17 protein-coding genes are annotated in these 14259 nt (G+C 67.1%); 5 read left to right on the top strand and 12 right to left on the bottom strand.

The annotated features are described in order from the left end of the window. Positions 1-38: 38 nt before the first annotated feature. The 6 genes from AC5P7R_RS04050 to AC5P7R_RS04025 form a co-directional block, all read right to left on the bottom strand. Positions 39-1331 (bottom strand): transporter, encoded by a 1293-nt coding sequence (locus AC5P7R_RS04050; protein ID WP_111101922.1) that lies wholly within the window; start codon positions 1329-1331, stop codon positions 39-41. A gap of 46 nt (positions 1332-1377) precedes the next feature. Next, positions 1378-2127: a hypothetical protein gene (locus AC5P7R_RS04045; protein WP_197574998.1), complete on the bottom strand. Its 750-nt coding sequence runs from the start codon at positions 2125-2127 to the stop codon at positions 1378-1380. Between the two features lie 12 nt (positions 2128-2139). Beyond that, on the bottom strand, positions 2140-2844 hold the full coding sequence (locus tag AC5P7R_RS04040; protein WP_134729190.1) for a C39 family peptidase: 705 nt from the start codon (positions 2842-2844) through the stop codon (positions 2140-2142). A 100-nt stretch (positions 2845-2944) separates the two neighbouring features. After that, complete coding sequence (locus AC5P7R_RS04035; RefSeq protein ID WP_057504019.1) at positions 2945-4261, bottom strand: FapB/FapC family functional amyloid domain-containing protein; 1317 nt, start codon at positions 4259-4261, stop codon at positions 2945-2947. Between the two features lie 43 nt (positions 4262-4304). After that, on the bottom strand, positions 4305-4922 hold the full coding sequence (locus tag AC5P7R_RS04030) for a FapB/FapC family functional amyloid domain-containing protein (RefSeq protein ID WP_111098489.1): 618 nt from the start codon (positions 4920-4922) through the stop codon (positions 4305-4307). Further along, positions 4919-5449 carry a FapA family amyloid fibril periplasmic chaperone gene (locus AC5P7R_RS04025; protein WP_134729192.1) on the bottom strand — a complete coding sequence of 177 codons (531 nt, stop codon included), beginning with the start codon at positions 5447-5449 and terminating at the stop codon, positions 4919-4921. The genes AC5P7R_RS04030 and AC5P7R_RS04025 overlap by 4 nt, the downstream gene beginning before the upstream one ends. A 396-nt stretch (positions 5450-5845) precedes the next feature. Between AC5P7R_RS04025 and AC5P7R_RS04020 the strand changes: the two genes are divergently transcribed. Continuing rightward, the gene (locus tag AC5P7R_RS04020; RefSeq protein WP_021202356.1) at positions 5846-7201 is read left to right on the top strand and encodes a sigma-54 dependent transcriptional regulator; all 1356 of its coding nucleotides are present in this window, start codon (positions 5846-5848) and stop codon (positions 7199-7201) included. Here the strand turns inward: AC5P7R_RS04020 and AC5P7R_RS04015 are convergent, their stop codons facing one another. The 4 genes from AC5P7R_RS04015 to AC5P7R_RS04000 form a co-directional block, all read right to left on the bottom strand. Beyond that, positions 7202-7510 carry a DUF6958 family protein gene (locus AC5P7R_RS04015; protein ID WP_134729194.1) on the bottom strand — a complete coding sequence of 103 codons (309 nt, stop codon included), beginning with the start codon at positions 7508-7510 and terminating at the stop codon, positions 7202-7204. It abuts the gene before it with no gap. After that, on the bottom strand, positions 7503-8039 hold the full coding sequence (locus tag AC5P7R_RS04010) for a GFA family protein (protein WP_134734809.1): 537 nt from the start codon (positions 8037-8039) through the stop codon (positions 7503-7505). Before AC5P7R_RS04010 ends, AC5P7R_RS04015 begins: the two co-directional genes overlap by 8 nt. Before the next feature lie 68 nt (positions 8040-8107). Beyond that, positions 8108-8989 (bottom strand): TolB family protein, encoded by an 882-nt coding sequence (locus tag AC5P7R_RS04005; protein ID WP_134734810.1) that lies wholly within the window; start codon positions 8987-8989, stop codon positions 8108-8110. Next, positions 8986-10026 (bottom strand): twin-arginine translocation signal domain-containing protein, encoded by a 1041-nt coding sequence (locus AC5P7R_RS04000; RefSeq protein WP_134734811.1) that lies wholly within the window; start codon positions 10024-10026, stop codon positions 8986-8988. Before AC5P7R_RS04000 ends, AC5P7R_RS04005 begins: the two co-directional genes overlap by 4 nt. 91 nt (positions 10027-10117) lie before the next feature. Between AC5P7R_RS04000 and AC5P7R_RS03995 the strand changes: the two genes are divergently transcribed. The 4 genes from AC5P7R_RS03995 to AC5P7R_RS03980 are packed head-to-tail and all read left to right on the top strand — an operon-like array spanning position 10118 to position 12165. Continuing rightward, on the top strand, positions 10118-11044 hold the full coding sequence (locus tag AC5P7R_RS03995; RefSeq protein WP_134734812.1) for a LysR substrate-binding domain-containing protein: 927 nt from the start codon (positions 10118-10120) through the stop codon (positions 11042-11044). Then, positions 11041-11502, top strand: a complete 462-nt coding sequence (locus AC5P7R_RS03990; RefSeq protein ID WP_021202362.1) for a helix-turn-helix domain-containing protein — start codon at positions 11041-11043, stop codon at positions 11500-11502. The genes AC5P7R_RS03995 and AC5P7R_RS03990 overlap by 4 nt, the downstream gene beginning before the upstream one ends. A 10-nt stretch (positions 11503-11512) precedes the next feature. Then, the gene (locus AC5P7R_RS03985) at positions 11513-11938 is read left to right on the top strand and encodes a VOC family protein (protein WP_005409768.1); all 426 of its coding nucleotides are present in this window, start codon (positions 11513-11515) and stop codon (positions 11936-11938) included. Beyond that, complete coding sequence (locus AC5P7R_RS03980) at positions 11935-12165, top strand: hypothetical protein (RefSeq protein ID WP_021202364.1); 231 nt, start codon at positions 11935-11937, stop codon at positions 12163-12165. Before AC5P7R_RS03985 ends, AC5P7R_RS03980 begins: the two co-directional genes overlap by 4 nt. Positions 12166-12172: 7 nt before the next feature. Here the strand turns inward: AC5P7R_RS03980 and AC5P7R_RS03975 are convergent, their stop codons facing one another. Further along, the gene (locus AC5P7R_RS03975; protein ID WP_227854189.1) at positions 12173-12868 is read right to left on the bottom strand and encodes an HAD family hydrolase; all 696 of its coding nucleotides are present in this window, start codon (positions 12866-12868) and stop codon (positions 12173-12175) included. A gap of 104 nt (positions 12869-12972) precedes the next feature. Further along, complete coding sequence (locus AC5P7R_RS03970) at positions 12973-13713, bottom strand: DNA/RNA non-specific endonuclease (protein WP_134729207.1); 741 nt, start codon at positions 13711-13713, stop codon at positions 12973-12975. Positions 13714-14259 lie beyond the last annotated feature (546 nt).

Below are 14259 nucleotides of genomic sequence, written 5' to 3'. Positions count from 1 at the left end.
TGGCCGCAGAGCGCCCATCATGCCATGGGCAGTGGCCGCTAGAGCATGTAAGGAATCTTGAACGCCAGCGTGAAGTCCGGTGCGTCCGGGGTCAGTCCGATGCCCAGCAACGTCACCAGCGTGGTGTGCTGGTTCAACGCATAGGTCACGCCCAGGTTCAGTGATGCCGCATTGGCGTCACTGCCGATCACCTTCATCCACTTGCCACCCTGGAAGCGGGTGGAGGCGCGGGCGCTGATGCGGTCGCTGAAGGACAGGCTCAGGCTGGTCCGCTCGTTGAATGCGAAGGCCACCCCAGCACCGAAGTACACCGAGCCGCCCAGCTTCACGTCGCCTGGGTTGACCGTATCCGGATTGCTGTCGATGTCGCTGAAGCCGCGAGGGATGGAGTGCACGTACCCGATGTTGGCGAACAGGATGGCCGGGTCAGCGGTCTTCACCATCGACAGGCCGAGGTTGGCCTGCCATACGCCGTTGCCGGTGGGTTGCTCGCGCGGCACGGCGAAGCGGATGTAGTCGTCGTCATCGCGTTCGATCACCTTCCAGTCCAGGCCGTAGGGCGCGCGCCCGGTGGGGGCGGTGACACCGGCCGTGAGCACGGTCTCAGGGCGCCAGCCGCGTTCGCCGAACAGCCGGTAGTTCGCGCTCAGGCCAATGTCGCCCAGGCCGTTGCCGTTGGTCTGCTCCTGCGCGATGGCGGCCGCTGCACCGCCGGCGCCGCCTTTCTGGTACACGGTGCGCCGCGCCAGGTAGGGCACATCCAGGTTGAGGGTCAGGTTCGGGCTGACGCCCCAGCGGGCCGCCACGTTATAGGTCAGCGAGTCGGACTCCACGTTCTCGATGGCGATATTGCCGAGGAAGATGGCGTCCAACGCGAGGAAGCCGTTGAGGGTGAGCTGCTTGCGGTCATAGCGGGCGTAGGTGAGGCTGTTCTCGATGGTGAAGCGACGCGAGAACAGGGCCGATTGCTGCTGCTTCACGTCGTCCACGCTGCGCCGCGACTCCTGCCTGGCCTGCTGGGCCTCGGCAGCGGTACTGGCGTAGCCCTCGCTGCTCGGTGGAACCGCGGCGGCCGCCGCCTGCGCCAATGGCGCGGCAGGTGGGGTCGAGGCTGGGCCAACCCGCCCGCCCAAGCGTGCCTGCATGGCCTGCACCTGCATGTCCAGTTCGCGCAGCCGCCGCACTTCCTGTGCGTAGTTGGCTTTCAGCTGTTCCAGCTGGTTGGCCAGGGCCTGCACGTCTGCGCCATCGTCAGGCGTCGGCGGCACGGCAAGGGCGGTGCCCGCCAGCGCCGCCAGCGCCAACGGGGTGATCCTCATCAGGGTGTGCATGTTCGTGTCCTGCGTTGTGGAGCGTTTCCCCCAATGCCAGGCCCTGCTACTGGCCCGGCCCCATGCCGCGGTTCAACGCAATCGCCTGGGCCACGTTCTGGCTCAACGGCAGGTTGCCGCCCACGGCGTTGCGCACCAGCTCCAGCCGCAGCTGGTTGCTGGCGATCTGGCCGTCACCGGTAAGGGCGATGCCCTGGCCGACGCTGCCATTGCGGATCCACTGCTGCACCAGCCCCTGGCCATCCACCTGCAGCAGCAGGTGTGCCTGGTTGCCTTCCAGCACGGCCGTCGCGCTGGCGCCGGCCGGCTGCGCGGTGACGTTGCCTGCGCCATCAGAGAGAACAGCCGGCACGCCACCCTCGCGGACGGTCAGCGTGGTGACGTTGCGCGCGACATTGCCATCGCCGGCCACCTGCACGCTCTGCACCAGGCCGCTGGCATTGGCCAGGCCGCTGCTGTCGATGCTGCGTCCGTGGGTATCGGGCAGCGGCGCATCGGCTGCCGTGACATTCACGCTGGGCTGGAAGCTGAGCTTCGGCGCGCCAGCACCACGGAAGTCCATGCCCAGGGTCAGGCTGCCCTGCAGGGTCGTGCCGTTGCTGGCCTGCCACTGCGACACCATGGTGACCCCGAACCAGGCAACGTTGTTGCCACCCACGGTGTAGCGCCCCCGCATCAGGCTCAGCTCCGGGTCGGGGATTTCCGTGAGTCCACGCCCCGTCCTGCCGTCGGCGGCCTGCAGGGGCAGGGCAGGGGCCATCAGCAGCAGAGCCATCCATACGTGTTGACGGAACATGGTCGTACCTCCTCAGAACAGGTCGGCGTGGCTGAAGCCGAAGTCGACCAGTTCGGCATCGGTGATCGGCCCTTGCCGCGCGTAGAGCGCGCGGGCGCTTGGCCGTTCGCTGGGTTGCAGAAGAACGGTGTTGCGATCGAAGTCGCTGCCGATCACCACGAAGACCGCGCGCGATGGCCAGGCGGCCAGGAACTCCGGCAGCGCCAGGCTGCGGTTGCCGAGGATCGGGTCAGCCACTTCCACGATGCCGTTGCGCACCTGCTTGAGCACCACGAAATGGCGGAAGCCGCGCACGTCCATCAGCACCAGTCCTGGCACGCGAAGGGTGCGCAGTCGTGTTTCATCGATGCGGTAGCCCCGGCCACGCATGCCCAGCGATTCCACGTAGCGCTTGATGTCGAGCAGGGAGAAGCCGCGTTCGGCCACCAGCGCTGGATCGGAAACCCCCATCATTCCTTCGATCACCGTCGCTTCGTCGGTCTGCAGGTGATAGGCATGGCGCAGGATGGTCGCCAATGCGGCTGCCCCGCAGCTGTAATCGGTGTGCTGGCGCACCACGTTGCGGTAGCGCCGCTCCTGCATGCTTTCGACCTTCTGCTGCAGCAGCGCGCCGTTGGGCAGCACGCCGGCGAAGTGGACCTCGCCGGCCCACGCCCATGCGGTGCCCAGCAGCCACAGGCAGGCCAGCAGGCGCATCGATGGAGGGCAACGGATCATCTACGTTCTCCGGCAGCAGGGGGGAGCCCCCGTTCCAAGGGGGAGGAGGAACAGGGGCTCCCGGGGACCCGGCCATTGGCGGACGGCCGGGGTGTTGCGCTTACTCGCCGCTGCCACCACCGCCGCCGGTGCTGGGCTGGGCGACTGCCAGGGCCAGGCTGTTGGCCTGCAGGTTGCCGGTGCCCGCAGCAACGTTCACGCCGATGTTGCCGGAGGCGCCCGAGAAGGCACTGCCGGACAAGGCCGAGGTGTTGGTCGCATTGACGTTCACCCACCGCGTGGTGCTGACCGTGCCGCTGAGGCTGGCATACAGGTCAGCCACGCCCAGTTCGACGAACTGGCTGGTGCCACTCTCACGCGTATCGAAGCCCAGGCCGCCCACCCCTGGCCGGTTGGGGTTCATCGTGGCGTTCTGGATCTGGTTGTCCAGATCGATATGGCCGGTGCTGTTGCCACCCGGGTGCGGCAGCTCGCCACTCCACGTATCCAGGTAGTAGTTGGCCATCTGGTAGGCGTTGCCGGTGCCGCGGTAGGTGCCCGCGCCATAGGCCAGTGTCAGGCCGCTGACGCCGCCACGCATGCCGACCTGCACGGTATCGGTGTAGGACTGCACGAAGCCGGCGTTGCTGACCGTGTTGCCGGTGGAGACCTGGTTGGAGCTGATGCTCGACTGGGCCACCGCCGTGGTCGCTACCGACGCCGCGAGCGCGTTCTTCTGCTCATTGTTGTTGCCCGAGGCGATGTTTACACCGATGTTGCCGGACGCGCCGCCAAAGGCGTTGCCGCTGAGACCTGCGGCGTTGGTGACACCGGAGTTCATGGTGGCGTTGCCGAAGCCGGCCTGGTTGACGAACACCTCGGCGTCGGCCATGCCGAAGCTGAAGGACGCATCGGCCGCAGATAGTGAGGCCGCGTTGTCCTGCGCATTGTTGTCGCCGGAGACGACATTGAAGCCCAGATTGCCCGAGGCACCGGCACCGACGCTGTCACCGATCGACGCGCTGTTGGTGACCAGGCTGTTGCTGGTGGCGTTGTTGCTGATCGACTGCCGGTTGTCGATCACGGCAATGGCCGCCGAGTCGAGGTCGATGTCGCCGGTGATGTTCGGGTCGCCGGAGAAATTGATGTCGGTGCTCAGGCGCAGGTCCTTCTCCAGGTTCACGTCGACGCCGTGGTTGTTCTTTTCCTTGCGTTCGTCGGCCTGGATGTTGCTGTGCTTCTGCACGTTGACGTTGACAGTGCGGTTGCGCACGTCGTTGTCGGTGTGGTTGTGCGTGTCGTTGCGGGTCTCGCTGACGGTGTGGTTGTGGTTGATGTTCGCGTTGGCGTTCTGGTTGTCCCAGCCATTGGCCGCAGCGGCGGTCGAGGCAGTGGCAATCGCCATGGCGAGCATGGTCTGTTTGACGGTCGCTTTCATGGTGCCCTCTCTCTCATCAGGTGGTGCATCGGTTGGGTGGTTGTCACGGGCGGTCCTGCACGACCAGGCCCAGTACGTTGGCCGTGTCGTTGCCGTTGCCCGCGATCTGATTGAGTTGCAGGACCCCGTCGAATCCCCGCAGTGCGGTGCTGGCTACACCGGCGCTGCGGGTGCCCGTCGCGACGCCGTAACCGGTGTCGTCCCGCCCCCCTGCCAACGCGGAACCCTCGGCGGCCAAGGCCGTATCGTCGGTTTCGCGTATGCCCTGTCGGGCCAGCGTCGCGCTGACGACGTTGAGCGTCGTGTTGGCGATGCCGCTGGCCTGGTTGATGGATGCGATGCCACTGGCACCGGCCAGTGCGTCACCGCCAATGAACGCGGTGGCCTGCAGCGGCCCGGACAGCACGCGGTTGCCCTGCTGCAGTTGCCGGGCATTGATCGCCACGTCGGCGCGATCACCCTTGGCGATACCCCGCAGGTTGGCCTGCACGTTGAGGTCGCCGGCGGCCTGGTTGACGGCGATGGCCCCATTCGCCCCGGCCAGTGCGTGGCCGTCGATGCGGGCCACGTCGAGATAGGCGAGCATGCCGCCGTAGTCATCGGCCCGGGTCGCCCAGGGCGCGGCAGCGAGCAGCAGAAGCACGCCGTGCAGGGCCTTCATTTTCCACCTGCCGGGGCCGTGCCCTGCAGGGGGAACTGGGCCAGTGCGCCGCGCACGGTATCGGCGATACCGCGGGTGCTGCTGCCGACCGCACCGAGCGGACCGCTCATGGCGCCCCCGAGGTTGCTGCCGACCATGCCATCACCACCGCGGCCAAGCGTGCCGCCCAAGGCCTGCTGGGTGACCCGTTCAACGGTGGTTCCACCCGGCGCCGCGATGGACGCGGCCTGGCCGGCGCCCATGCGGGCATAGTCCTCATCGCTCAACTCGTCCATGCCGGTCGTCGTGCCACCGGCGCCCAATGCGGTGGCGATCTCGCGCTGTGGCTTCGGGTCGGCAATCAGGGCCATGCCCGGTGGTGCCATGCGATAGGCCGGCCGCGCGGAGACGTCCCGCAACAGGACGATTTCGCCCGGCTGTGCCTTCACGCCCTGGCGGGCGCCGGACGCGGATGCGCCCGTGCCAACCAACAGCAGGGCGATTGCCAGTGCTGCGGCCAGGCCGCGAACCAGGGTGGTGCCGTCCATGCCGATCTCCCGCGATGGGTGCGGCGGAACCACGCATCAACCGTGCCAACCTGGAAGTGCCCACCCGCCAATGTCGGGACCGTGCAGCACCTGACCGTGCTGCTGCCACGGTGTTACAGGCACGTCGGGGAATCGTTGGGATTTCGAAGCCCCAGGCACCGCAGGGCAAGGGTGGCGGGCAACTGTTGCATGGGTGTTACAGGTGGCGCCGCCGTCTGCAACGGTGCCGGTTCAGCCACGAATTTCTTGACGCATTGCTCATTGCGCCGCCGTTTAGGGAAGCGCTAGGATCCGCCCAACAAAGGCCGCCCCGGTGGCCGTAGAGGTCCCGGCGGGGGGCGGCACGCCGGCGATTGCCTGACAGTCCGCCGACGGTGTCCGGATGCTGGGGGAAGCATGGCAGCGGTCCCGGAGGCTTCTACGTCACGTTGCGTGCTCTGGTTTGGCGAGCCGTTGGCGAACGAGCGCAGTGCGCTGGCGGCAGCAGGCTGGCATGTGCGCAGCATCCATCCCGATCCCGCCATGGCGATAGGCCTGCGTGGGCGCGATCGATTGCTCGCCGTACTCGATCTGCGCCATCTCGATGCGGCGTCGCTGCAGCTGCTGGAACCGTGGATCGAGCAGCACCAGCATCTGCCCTGGCTGGCGGTACTGCCACCGGGCGCCGGACCCACATCGCCGGCCTGGCTGCCGTTGCTGCAGCGATGTGGCGCGCGCTTCACGCTGCCGTTCGGCCTTCAGGACCTGGTCTGCGCAATGCGCCAGCAGTTCGATGCGGATGATCCGCCTGTCGATGCAACCTGCAGTGGGTATGGACCGCATGCACTGATTGGCGAAAGCGCTGCGCTGCATGCGGTGCGCACGGTGCTGCACAAGTTCGCGCCGGTGGAACTGCCGGTGCTGGTCACCGGCGAAACCGGTACAGGCAAGGAACTGGCTGCACATGCGCTGCATGCGCTGTCGGGGCGCGCCGGCAGGCCTTTCATTGCGGTTAACTGTGGTGCGATTCCGGCCAGCCTGGTGCAGTCGGAGCTGTTCGGCCACGAACGTGGCTCGTTCACCGGTGCCGACAAGCGGCAGATCGGTGTGTTCGAATCCGCCCATGGCGGTACGGTGTTTCTTGATGAGGTAGGCGATCTGCCGGCAGAAGCGCAGACCAGCCTGCTGCGCGTGCTGCAGGAGGGGACCTTCGAGCGCGTGGGCAGCAGCCAGCCGCTGCGCGCGGACGTGCGAGTACTTGCCGCGACCCACGTCGAACTGGAACACGCGGTGGCGCAGGGGCGGTTCCGCAGCGATCTCTACTACCGCCTGAACGTGCTGCGCCTGCTGATGCCACCGCTGCGCGAGCGCGGTGCCGACGTGCAGCTACTGGCCGAGCACTTCCTGCGCTGCTTCCGGTTGCGCCACAGCGTGCGTGCACGCGGCTTCGCACCGGCCGCACTGCAGGCGATGCGGCGCTTCGACTGGCCCGGCAACGTACGCGAACTACTGAACCGTGTGCAGCGTGCAGCGATCATGGCCGAAGGCGAGCTGATCAGTGAGCGTGACCTGGAGCTGGGCGCATCGGTAGCGGCCCTGCCCGCGGCGATGCTGCACGATGCGCGCGGCCAGGCCGAGCGCGATGTACTGCTGCAGACCCTGCGCCAGACCGGCTACAACGTCTCCGAGTGCGCGCGGCAGATGCAGATATCGCGGGTCACGGTGTATCGCCTCTGCCGCAAGCACCGGTTGGAACTGCCTGCACAGCGCTGATCAGCCGGCCGCCAGGTGCTTGAACAGGCGCAACGGTTTGCCCGCGACGCGCTCGATCACGCCCTTGGCTTCCAGGTCCAGCTGCACGGCCTTCAACCACCAGCCGGCGGTGGCACCTGCCGGGAACAGCGCGGCGGGCAGGTGTGGCAGCAGTGCCTGTTTCGCCTGCGCGACGGTCAGGCCGGGCGGTTGCGCGGGCAGCGCCCGCAGCAAGGCATGGCGCATGGCGAGGTACTTGGCGCGATCCACGCGCTGGATGTGCCCGGGCGTGGTGATGCTTTCGATCTCGATCCGTCTGGGCTCAGGCATGGGTATCTCCCGCGACCTCGATGCGTGGGCTGCGGAAGCCCATGGCGATCCACGCCTTCATCAACCGCGCATAGAAGCGCAGCGACCGGGTCTTCAGGTTCGGCACATCGTCAGGAAGCACAGACGCATCAGGAAGATCACTGACCATGGTCCGTATCTCCACGGCAGGTCTTGTCGATGCCGGCCACAACAGGCCATACAGGCTCAGCCAATGGCCGCCGCTGAACTCCAGGAAGAGCGGCGTATTGCAGCAGCCGGCCAGCACGCGGCGGCTGCCGCCCCTGCTGGACAATCGCAAGGCACGCAGCATGGCATGCCCGGCATCGATGCTGACGCGATCCTTGCGGTGCATTACGAAGAGCGTCTGGCCGTGCGGGCCCAGCACGTCCGGTGCTCGGGGCATCGACTGCAGCATGGCGCCGGCCTTGCGGCAGCTGTCGCAGCAGCATTCGACGGTGGCAATGGATTGGCCCGTGGCGGTCAGGCGTACCTGGCCGCAGGCGCAGGCAAGGGACTGGTGTGAGGCCATCTGCGTTTTCTCCTGGGGGAGTCATCCTCTCGACGAACCGGGGCGCGGAAAATCGACAACATCTGCCTTCAAGGGCGCATCATCCGATAGCGGATGCGGTACAGGTCCAACCCTGCACCGTCCGCGCGCCGCGCCGAATAGGTCAAGGTGTCGGGTTGCGAGCCATCCAGCATCGCGCCGTAGCTGTCGCCGGAGGCCTCGTTCAAGGGGGAGGGCAATGCAAGGCCCGCGTCATAGCGGCCTCCACGCTCGTAGGCGATGAACTGGCGTACCGGTGCACTGCCGAAGTCCAGGGCGCGGGCAAACACCAGCGTCCGGCCGTCGCCCAGGAAGGTGGCATCGAACTCCTGCGCTGCGGTATTGAGGTCTCCCGGCAGCGGCCGTGCCGGCTGCGCCATGTCACGGACCATCGCTGCGACGTAGAGGTCATGGCCACCCGCACCGCCTGCGCGATCGCTGGAGAACAGCAGCGTGGCTGCGTCCGGCGAGAGCATCGGCGCGAATTCATCGGCCGCGCTGTTCACTGCCGGGCCAAGATTGACCGGCTTCCCGAATCGACCGTCGCTCCCCATGCTGACCCGGTACAGATCGTCGCCGCCCAGGCCGCCTGCGCGATCCGAACAGAAATACACCACGCGGCCATCGGCGGAAAAAGCGGGATCGAAGTCGCGCCCCGGCGAGTTGAACGGCACCGGCATCGCCGGCCGCCAGCGCTGCCCATCGTTGCGGGAGACCCAGATGTCATACCCACCCGGCCCGCCGGGCCGGTTGCGGCTGAACCACAGTGCGGTTTTTCCGTCCGGGCTCAAGGTCAGTCGAATCTCGTCGTATTGCGTGGATGCAACGCCCGGGGCAAAGCGCTCGGCGGGGCCGACGATCCGCAGCTCCCGTGATGGAGACGCGGGATGCGACGCAGCAACCAGCAGCATCACGGCCAGCAGCGCCTTCATGCCTGTCGCTCGAAGTCGCTGACCCAGTTTGTTTCCCAGCTGCGCCCGCCATCGGTCGATGCCGCCTGTTCCCAGCGCGCCGAGCGCGGGGTAATGCGTGACCAGATCACCCGCGTCTGGATTGATTGACCGTCGTGCTGGTCTTCGCCGAAGAAGCGGCCGACACCGGCATGGAAACCACCACGCAGTGGCGCGCCGATCCGGGTTGGCTCCCGGCCATCCAGCCACCAGCTCAGCCAGTGCCGCTCCGCCGCATTCCAGGCGCGGATGCCCATGCCTCGCAGCGGCGCTCCAGGCATGTCCATCAGGTTGTCACCCACGTTGCCGAATCCTCCCAGGACCGGCCAGTTGTGCAGGGTGCCGTTGAACGCGTCCCATGCATCGCTGCCTGCCAGCCGAGCGCGCAGGCGACGATGGCGCACGTTCCAATGGCCAACCAGGAAATCAAAATCGCCCGGTGCATCCGGCAGCTTCGGAAGCGGAGAGGGGACCGCAGCAGTGCGGCGGAACCAGTTGCGCCAGTTCACTTCCCAGTGCGCACCGGCATCGTCGGAGAACGCCTGTTCCCACCACGGCTCCTCGCCGTGGATGTCATGCCAACGGAACCAGACCTCGACGGGGCGCCCGTCGATCCGGTCGGTGCCGCGGAAGCTGCCGGCATCGCCCTTGAAAGCGCCGCGCACAGGGGCTTCGATATGGGCAGGGTTGCGGCCATCGATCCACCAGATCGACCACGTGGAAGACACCGGATCGAATGCACGCACGCCCAGGCCCCTGTAGGGGCCCGAAGGCAGCGCCATGACGTTGTCATCGATGGTGCCGAGTCTGCCCAGGGTGAGCCAGACCGCGCTGGAACCGGTGAAGAACTCCCATCGGGTATCGCCGACCAGGCGCTCCTTCAGGCGTCGGTGCCGGACCTGCCAGTTGCCCTGCAACCATTTCCAGTCTTCGCTGTGGCTGGGCAGCGCCCACCCGGAGGGCAGCGCCGTAGATGCCGCCGCGGCGGCCAGGGTGGCCAGGAACTGCCGTCGATCCATGTGCGTGATCCCCTGTCGAAGGTGCCTCCATCGTTGCGCGTACCAGGGGGATTGACCACGCAGATATCGGGGCTCAGGCTAAGTCACACTTATGGTTACCCAACGCCAGCTGCCATCGCTTGCCGCCATCCGTGCCTTCGAGGCGGCGGCGCGGCTGGGCAGCTTCGCGCGTGCCGCCGAAGAGCTCGACACCAGTGCGGCATCGGTGAGCTACCACGTGCGGCGGCTGGAGGCCCAGACCGGTACCTGCCTGTTCCTGCGCCATGCACAGCACGTAGAACTGACAGCGACGGGTGCCAGCGTCGCCCAGGAGGCCACCCGGGCATTCGATGCACTGCGCGCCAGCTTCATGCACGCCGCAGACATGGATGCGGCGCGACTGCGCCTGTCCGTGCTGCCCACGCTGGGCACCAGTTGGCTGACGCCGCGACTGGGCACGTTCCGTGCCCGCCACCGGCAGCTCGTGCTGGAACTGGACCTGTCGGCAGCGCCGCAGGATCTGGCCGCCGGTCACTTCGATGCCGCCATCCGCAATGGCCAGGGCGAATGGCCGGGTCTTCAGGCAACTCCCTTGTTTCCCAGCGTGTTCACACCGTTGTGTGCGCCGGCGCTGCTGCACGAGGCGCGTGGGCTGGGCAGCAGCGCGCTGGAGATTCCCCTGCTCGGGCGGCCGGACTGGTGGGCCCTGTGGTTTGCCGCGCACGGGCACATTCCACCGCCGGCACCGGAGAGTTTCGTCGCGCCCTTTGCCGTCGAGCATCTGGATGTCGGCGCCGCGATCGCCGGGCAAGGCATCGCCATTGGTTCGCCGATCCTGTTCCAGGCCGAGCTGGACAGCGGGCGGCTGGTGCAGGCGCATCCGGGTGTCGCCAGCGACGGTCGCAGCTTCTGGTTCGTGGCACCCACGGCGCGAAATGGCAGTGCCAAGGTGATTGCATTGCGTGACTGGCTGGTCGAGCAGGCCGCTGAGGCGCGGCACGCGGCACGCCACTACCTGGCCCAGGCGGTGGTGCCATGAACCAGAGCCCCGAACTGCTGCGGCGCCTGCTGCGTGCCAAGGACCGGATGGACCGCGCCAGCCATGAGGAATGGCCGGTCGCGCGCCTGGCCGAGGTCAGTGCAGTGTCGCCGGCGCACTTCGCCCGCTCGTTCAAGCAGGCCTTCGGGCTGCCACCGCACCGCTATCTCCTCAGCCGGCGCATCGAACGGGCCGTGGCGATGTTGCGTGACACCGAGTTGCCGGTCACCGAAATCGCCGCGCAGACCGGGTGGAGCAGCCTGGGTACCTTCGGCCGCATCTTCCGTGACATCACCGGTGACAGCCCGGGCAATGTGCGTGAGCGTGAGCGTGCAACCCGGGCGGCGTCGGCCAGCGTGCCGGAATGCCATGCACGCGCCGCGCAGCGCCCGGACCTGAAGATCGCAGTTTTGGAGAAGCGCCGCCGCGAGGCGGTTGCTAACGTGGACCCCACCTGAGGGAGGTCCCATGACGAACACTGTGAACACGGTCGGCCTGTATGTGCGCGACCAGGATGAGGCGCTGGCGTTCTACGTCGGCAAGCTCGGCTTCGAAGTGCATACCGACGTACGCAATGGCAGCTACCGATGGCTGACGGTCCGCAGCCCGGGCCAGGACGGTTTCCAGCTGGGCCTGTTCGTGCCAGGCCCGCCCACCCACGACGCCGCTACCGCACTTGCGCTGCAGCAGCTGGTGGCCAAGGGCGCAATGCCGCCGCTGGTGCTGGCCGTGGATGACTGCCAGGCGCGCTACACGCAATGGCTGGCACAGGGCGTGGAATTCACCCAGGAGCCGATCGAGCGCTATGGCGCCGTCGACGCCGGATTCCGTGACCCGTCAGGCAATGGCTGGAAGATGATCGAAGCCCGTTCCGAAGCGAGGCGCCGGCAATGAGCCGCGGTGGCTGGGCACGGCCCGTGCATCGTTGGACCTCGATCGTGTTCACCCTGGCGGTGATCGCCAACTTCGCCGTTCGCGGGCTGGGGCAGGGCGAACCTGCAGCGTGGATCACCTATGCGCCGCTGCCGCCGCTGTTCCTGCAACTGTTCACCGGGTTGTACCTGTTTGCGCTGCACTACAGCGGCAGGTGCCGCAGCGCCGGGCAGGGCGCTGCGGGTTGACGCCGGGTCAGGCGGCAGCGTCGGCGGCGTAGGCCGCCAGCAGTGCGGGAAGATCTTCCATGCGCTGGAAGATCACCTGGGCACCGGCCGCGCGCAGAGCTTCGGGTGTGCTGTGGTGCGGGCCGCCCTCGGTGAAGCCGAACACGGTGGCACCTGCCGCCACGCCGGCGGTCGCGCCGGTCACGGTGTCTTCAATGACCGCGCAGCGCTTCGGATCCACACCCAGCGCGGCAGCGGCCGCCAGATAGACGTCCGGGTGCGGCTTGGTGTTCGGCATGTCCTGGCCGCTGTAGACGTGGTCGCCGAATGCATCGAGGATGCCGACCTTGCCCAGCTGCAGTTTCACCTTGATCAGGTCGGCACCGGACGCGCAGGCAATGCGGCCACCGGTCGCTGCGGCGATCGCACGCACGGCCTCGGGCGCCCCCCGGATCGGCTCCAGATCCCGTTCCAGCGCCCGGTTGCGCTGCTGGCGGAACTCCTCCAGCCATTCCTCGGTGAACGGCTTGCCGGTGCGCTCTGCGATCAGCCCTGCCAGATGGGCCACGGACTGCCCGAGGAAGACTTCACCCGCCTGCGCCGGGGTCAGCGGCCAGCCGCGTGCGGTCAGCATTTCCGAGAGAACGCGGGCGACCAGCGGCTCGGAATCGACGAGTACGCCGTCGCAGTCGAACAGCACGGCATCGAAGGGGAAACAGGACATCTACAGCTCCAGGGGGCAATGCGGTGGTGCAATTGCCCGCCATTTTCCCACAGCCATCCTTGCGTGGCACCCGGACCGGGTGCCACCCATTCCCGGCAGACCGGTCAGCCCAGATCACACCCCGCCGGCTGCGACCAGGTGCTGGCCGGCAGCATGTTCTTCAGCGAGGCCGGTGCGTTGATCGCAACGTAGCTCGCACCCAACAGCTCCTCCAGATCGGCGATGGTCACCAGGTAGCTGTCGAGGCTGCCCAGATTGGCTTCGTTGGGAATGATCCAGCTGATCGCCTTGGCCGTGCCAGTGTTCGGATCACGGGTGATGATCGTCTTCCAGAAGAACTCCGGCGTCGGGATGCCGTGGCTGGCCAGGAAGTAATCGTTGGCGGCGTCGCCGTAGACCACACCACCGTAGACGTCCACCGGTGCGATGTCGCGGTAGCACTCGGCCACGTTTTCGGCCTTCACCCAGATGCCCTGGTTGAAGCTGGAGACCTGCGGGACGATGTTGGTCATGTAGTTGGCGCGGCGGATGTAGGTCGCGTCGTAATCCATGTGGTTGGACGTGACCAGATGGCCACGGTCATAGCCGGATCTGATGCTGGCGTAGGACGCGGTGCTGGACTGGCCCAGGCAACCGGCCGGCAGGTCCGGGTCCTTGTAGAAGCTGGACGGCCGTGCGGCCGAACCGGTATCGGCGGTAAGCGTGTACTCGTAGCGGGTGGCGCTGTGGATGCTGCAGTCGTAGGTGAGCACGAAGCCGCCCTTGTTGAGGGTGACGACCTGGGCTTGGGCAGCGCTGGCGAAGGCACTGAGGACGAACGCGAAGAAGAAGCTTGCAAGGCGCATTGCGGTTCTCCAGCAGAAGTTCAGGGCGCAGCCGTCCGCCACGACCTGGCAGGGCGAGGTCACGGGGAGACGGTGCGGAGTCGGGTGCAGCGGATTGCGGTGGGACGTGACCGCGTTGTTGGGCTGTGGAGGCCCTGCGGTGTCGTAAGCGTCACAAGCTGTCGTCTTTCGGTCAACGACGAAAAGACGAAGCTGTGACCGCCCGCAAGCACTGGAGAGGTGTCAGATCACACGGCGCGTGGGTGACATGCGCGCGTGCTAGGGCGTCGTAGCGCAGGGGGTGTACGACTCGATATCCTGCGCAGCAGGACCGGAAACCGCAGGATCGAGCAAGGCGAATGATCAACAGTGAACTGCTTGCAGGGGGCGCTGCTGCTGCGCTGATCGGGGTTGCAATCGTGGCTGCGCTGCGTCGGCAGAGACGCCCGCCACATCGCAGTTTCAAGTGTGGGCGCTGCGGCAACGCCGCCCTCCATGACGAACGTACCCGTGGCGCTTGGCGCGCCGGGAAGCAGCGCTTCTACTGCAGGGCCTGTCATGCCGCTT

It is taken from the genome of Stenotrophomonas sp. YJH_SMC_27 (genome assembly GCF_059369815.1).
The sequence above is the reverse complement of the archived record's forward strand: the minus strand, read 5'-3'. Positions and strand labels throughout refer to the sequence as shown.

What these genes read in the sequence shown, in the direction of transcription:
- AC5P7R_RS04050 (WP_111101922.1), bottom strand. Translation starts at nt 1,331, where the DNA reads ATGCACACCCTGATGAGGATCACCCCGTTGGCGCTGGCGGCGCTGGCG.
- AC5P7R_RS04045 (WP_197574998.1), bottom strand. Translation starts at nt 2,127, where the DNA reads ATGTTCCGTCAACACGTATGGATGGCTCTGCTGCTGATGGCCCCTGCC.
- AC5P7R_RS04040 (WP_134729190.1), bottom strand. Translation starts at nt 2,844, where the DNA reads ATGATCCGTTGCCCTCCATCGATGCGCCTGCTGGCCTGCCTGTGGCTG.
- AC5P7R_RS04035 (WP_057504019.1), bottom strand. Translation starts at nt 4,261, where the DNA reads ATGAAAGCGACCGTCAAACAGACCATGCTCGCCATGGCGATTGCCACT.
- AC5P7R_RS04030 (WP_111098489.1), bottom strand. Translation starts at nt 4,922, where the DNA reads ATGAAGGCCCTGCACGGCGTGCTTCTGCTGCTCGCTGCCGCGCCCTGG.
- AC5P7R_RS04025 (WP_134729192.1), bottom strand. Translation starts at nt 5,449, where the DNA reads ATGGACGGCACCACCCTGGTTCGCGGCCTGGCCGCAGCACTGGCAATC.
- AC5P7R_RS04020 (WP_021202356.1), top strand. Translation starts at nt 5,846, where the DNA reads ATGGCAGCGGTCCCGGAGGCTTCTACGTCACGTTGCGTGCTCTGGTTT.
- AC5P7R_RS04015 (WP_134729194.1), bottom strand. Translation starts at nt 7,510, where the DNA reads ATGCCTGAGCCCAGACGGATCGAGATCGAAAGCATCACCACGCCCGGG.
- AC5P7R_RS04010 (WP_134734809.1), bottom strand. Translation starts at nt 8,039, where the DNA reads ATGGCCTCACACCAGTCCCTTGCCTGCGCCTGCGGCCAGGTACGCCTG.
- AC5P7R_RS04005 (WP_134734810.1), bottom strand. Translation starts at nt 8,989, where the DNA reads ATGAAGGCGCTGCTGGCCGTGATGCTGCTGGTTGCTGCGTCGCATCCC.
- AC5P7R_RS04000 (WP_134734811.1), bottom strand. Translation starts at nt 10,026, where the DNA reads ATGGATCGACGGCAGTTCCTGGCCACCCTGGCCGCCGCGGCGGCATCT.
- AC5P7R_RS03995 (WP_134734812.1), top strand. Translation starts at nt 10,118, where the DNA reads ATGGTTACCCAACGCCAGCTGCCATCGCTTGCCGCCATCCGTGCCTTC.
- AC5P7R_RS03990 (WP_021202362.1), top strand. Translation starts at nt 11,041, where the DNA reads ATGAACCAGAGCCCCGAACTGCTGCGGCGCCTGCTGCGTGCCAAGGAC.
- AC5P7R_RS03985 (WP_005409768.1), top strand. Translation starts at nt 11,513, where the DNA reads ATGACGAACACTGTGAACACGGTCGGCCTGTATGTGCGCGACCAGGAT.
- AC5P7R_RS03980 (WP_021202364.1), top strand. Translation starts at nt 11,935, where the DNA reads ATGAGCCGCGGTGGCTGGGCACGGCCCGTGCATCGTTGGACCTCGATC.
- AC5P7R_RS03975 (WP_227854189.1), bottom strand. Translation starts at nt 12,868, where the DNA reads ATGTCCTGTTTCCCCTTCGATGCCGTGCTGTTCGACTGCGACGGCGTA.
- AC5P7R_RS03970 (WP_134729207.1), bottom strand. Translation starts at nt 13,713, where the DNA reads ATGCGCCTTGCAAGCTTCTTCTTCGCGTTCGTCCTCAGTGCCTTCGCC.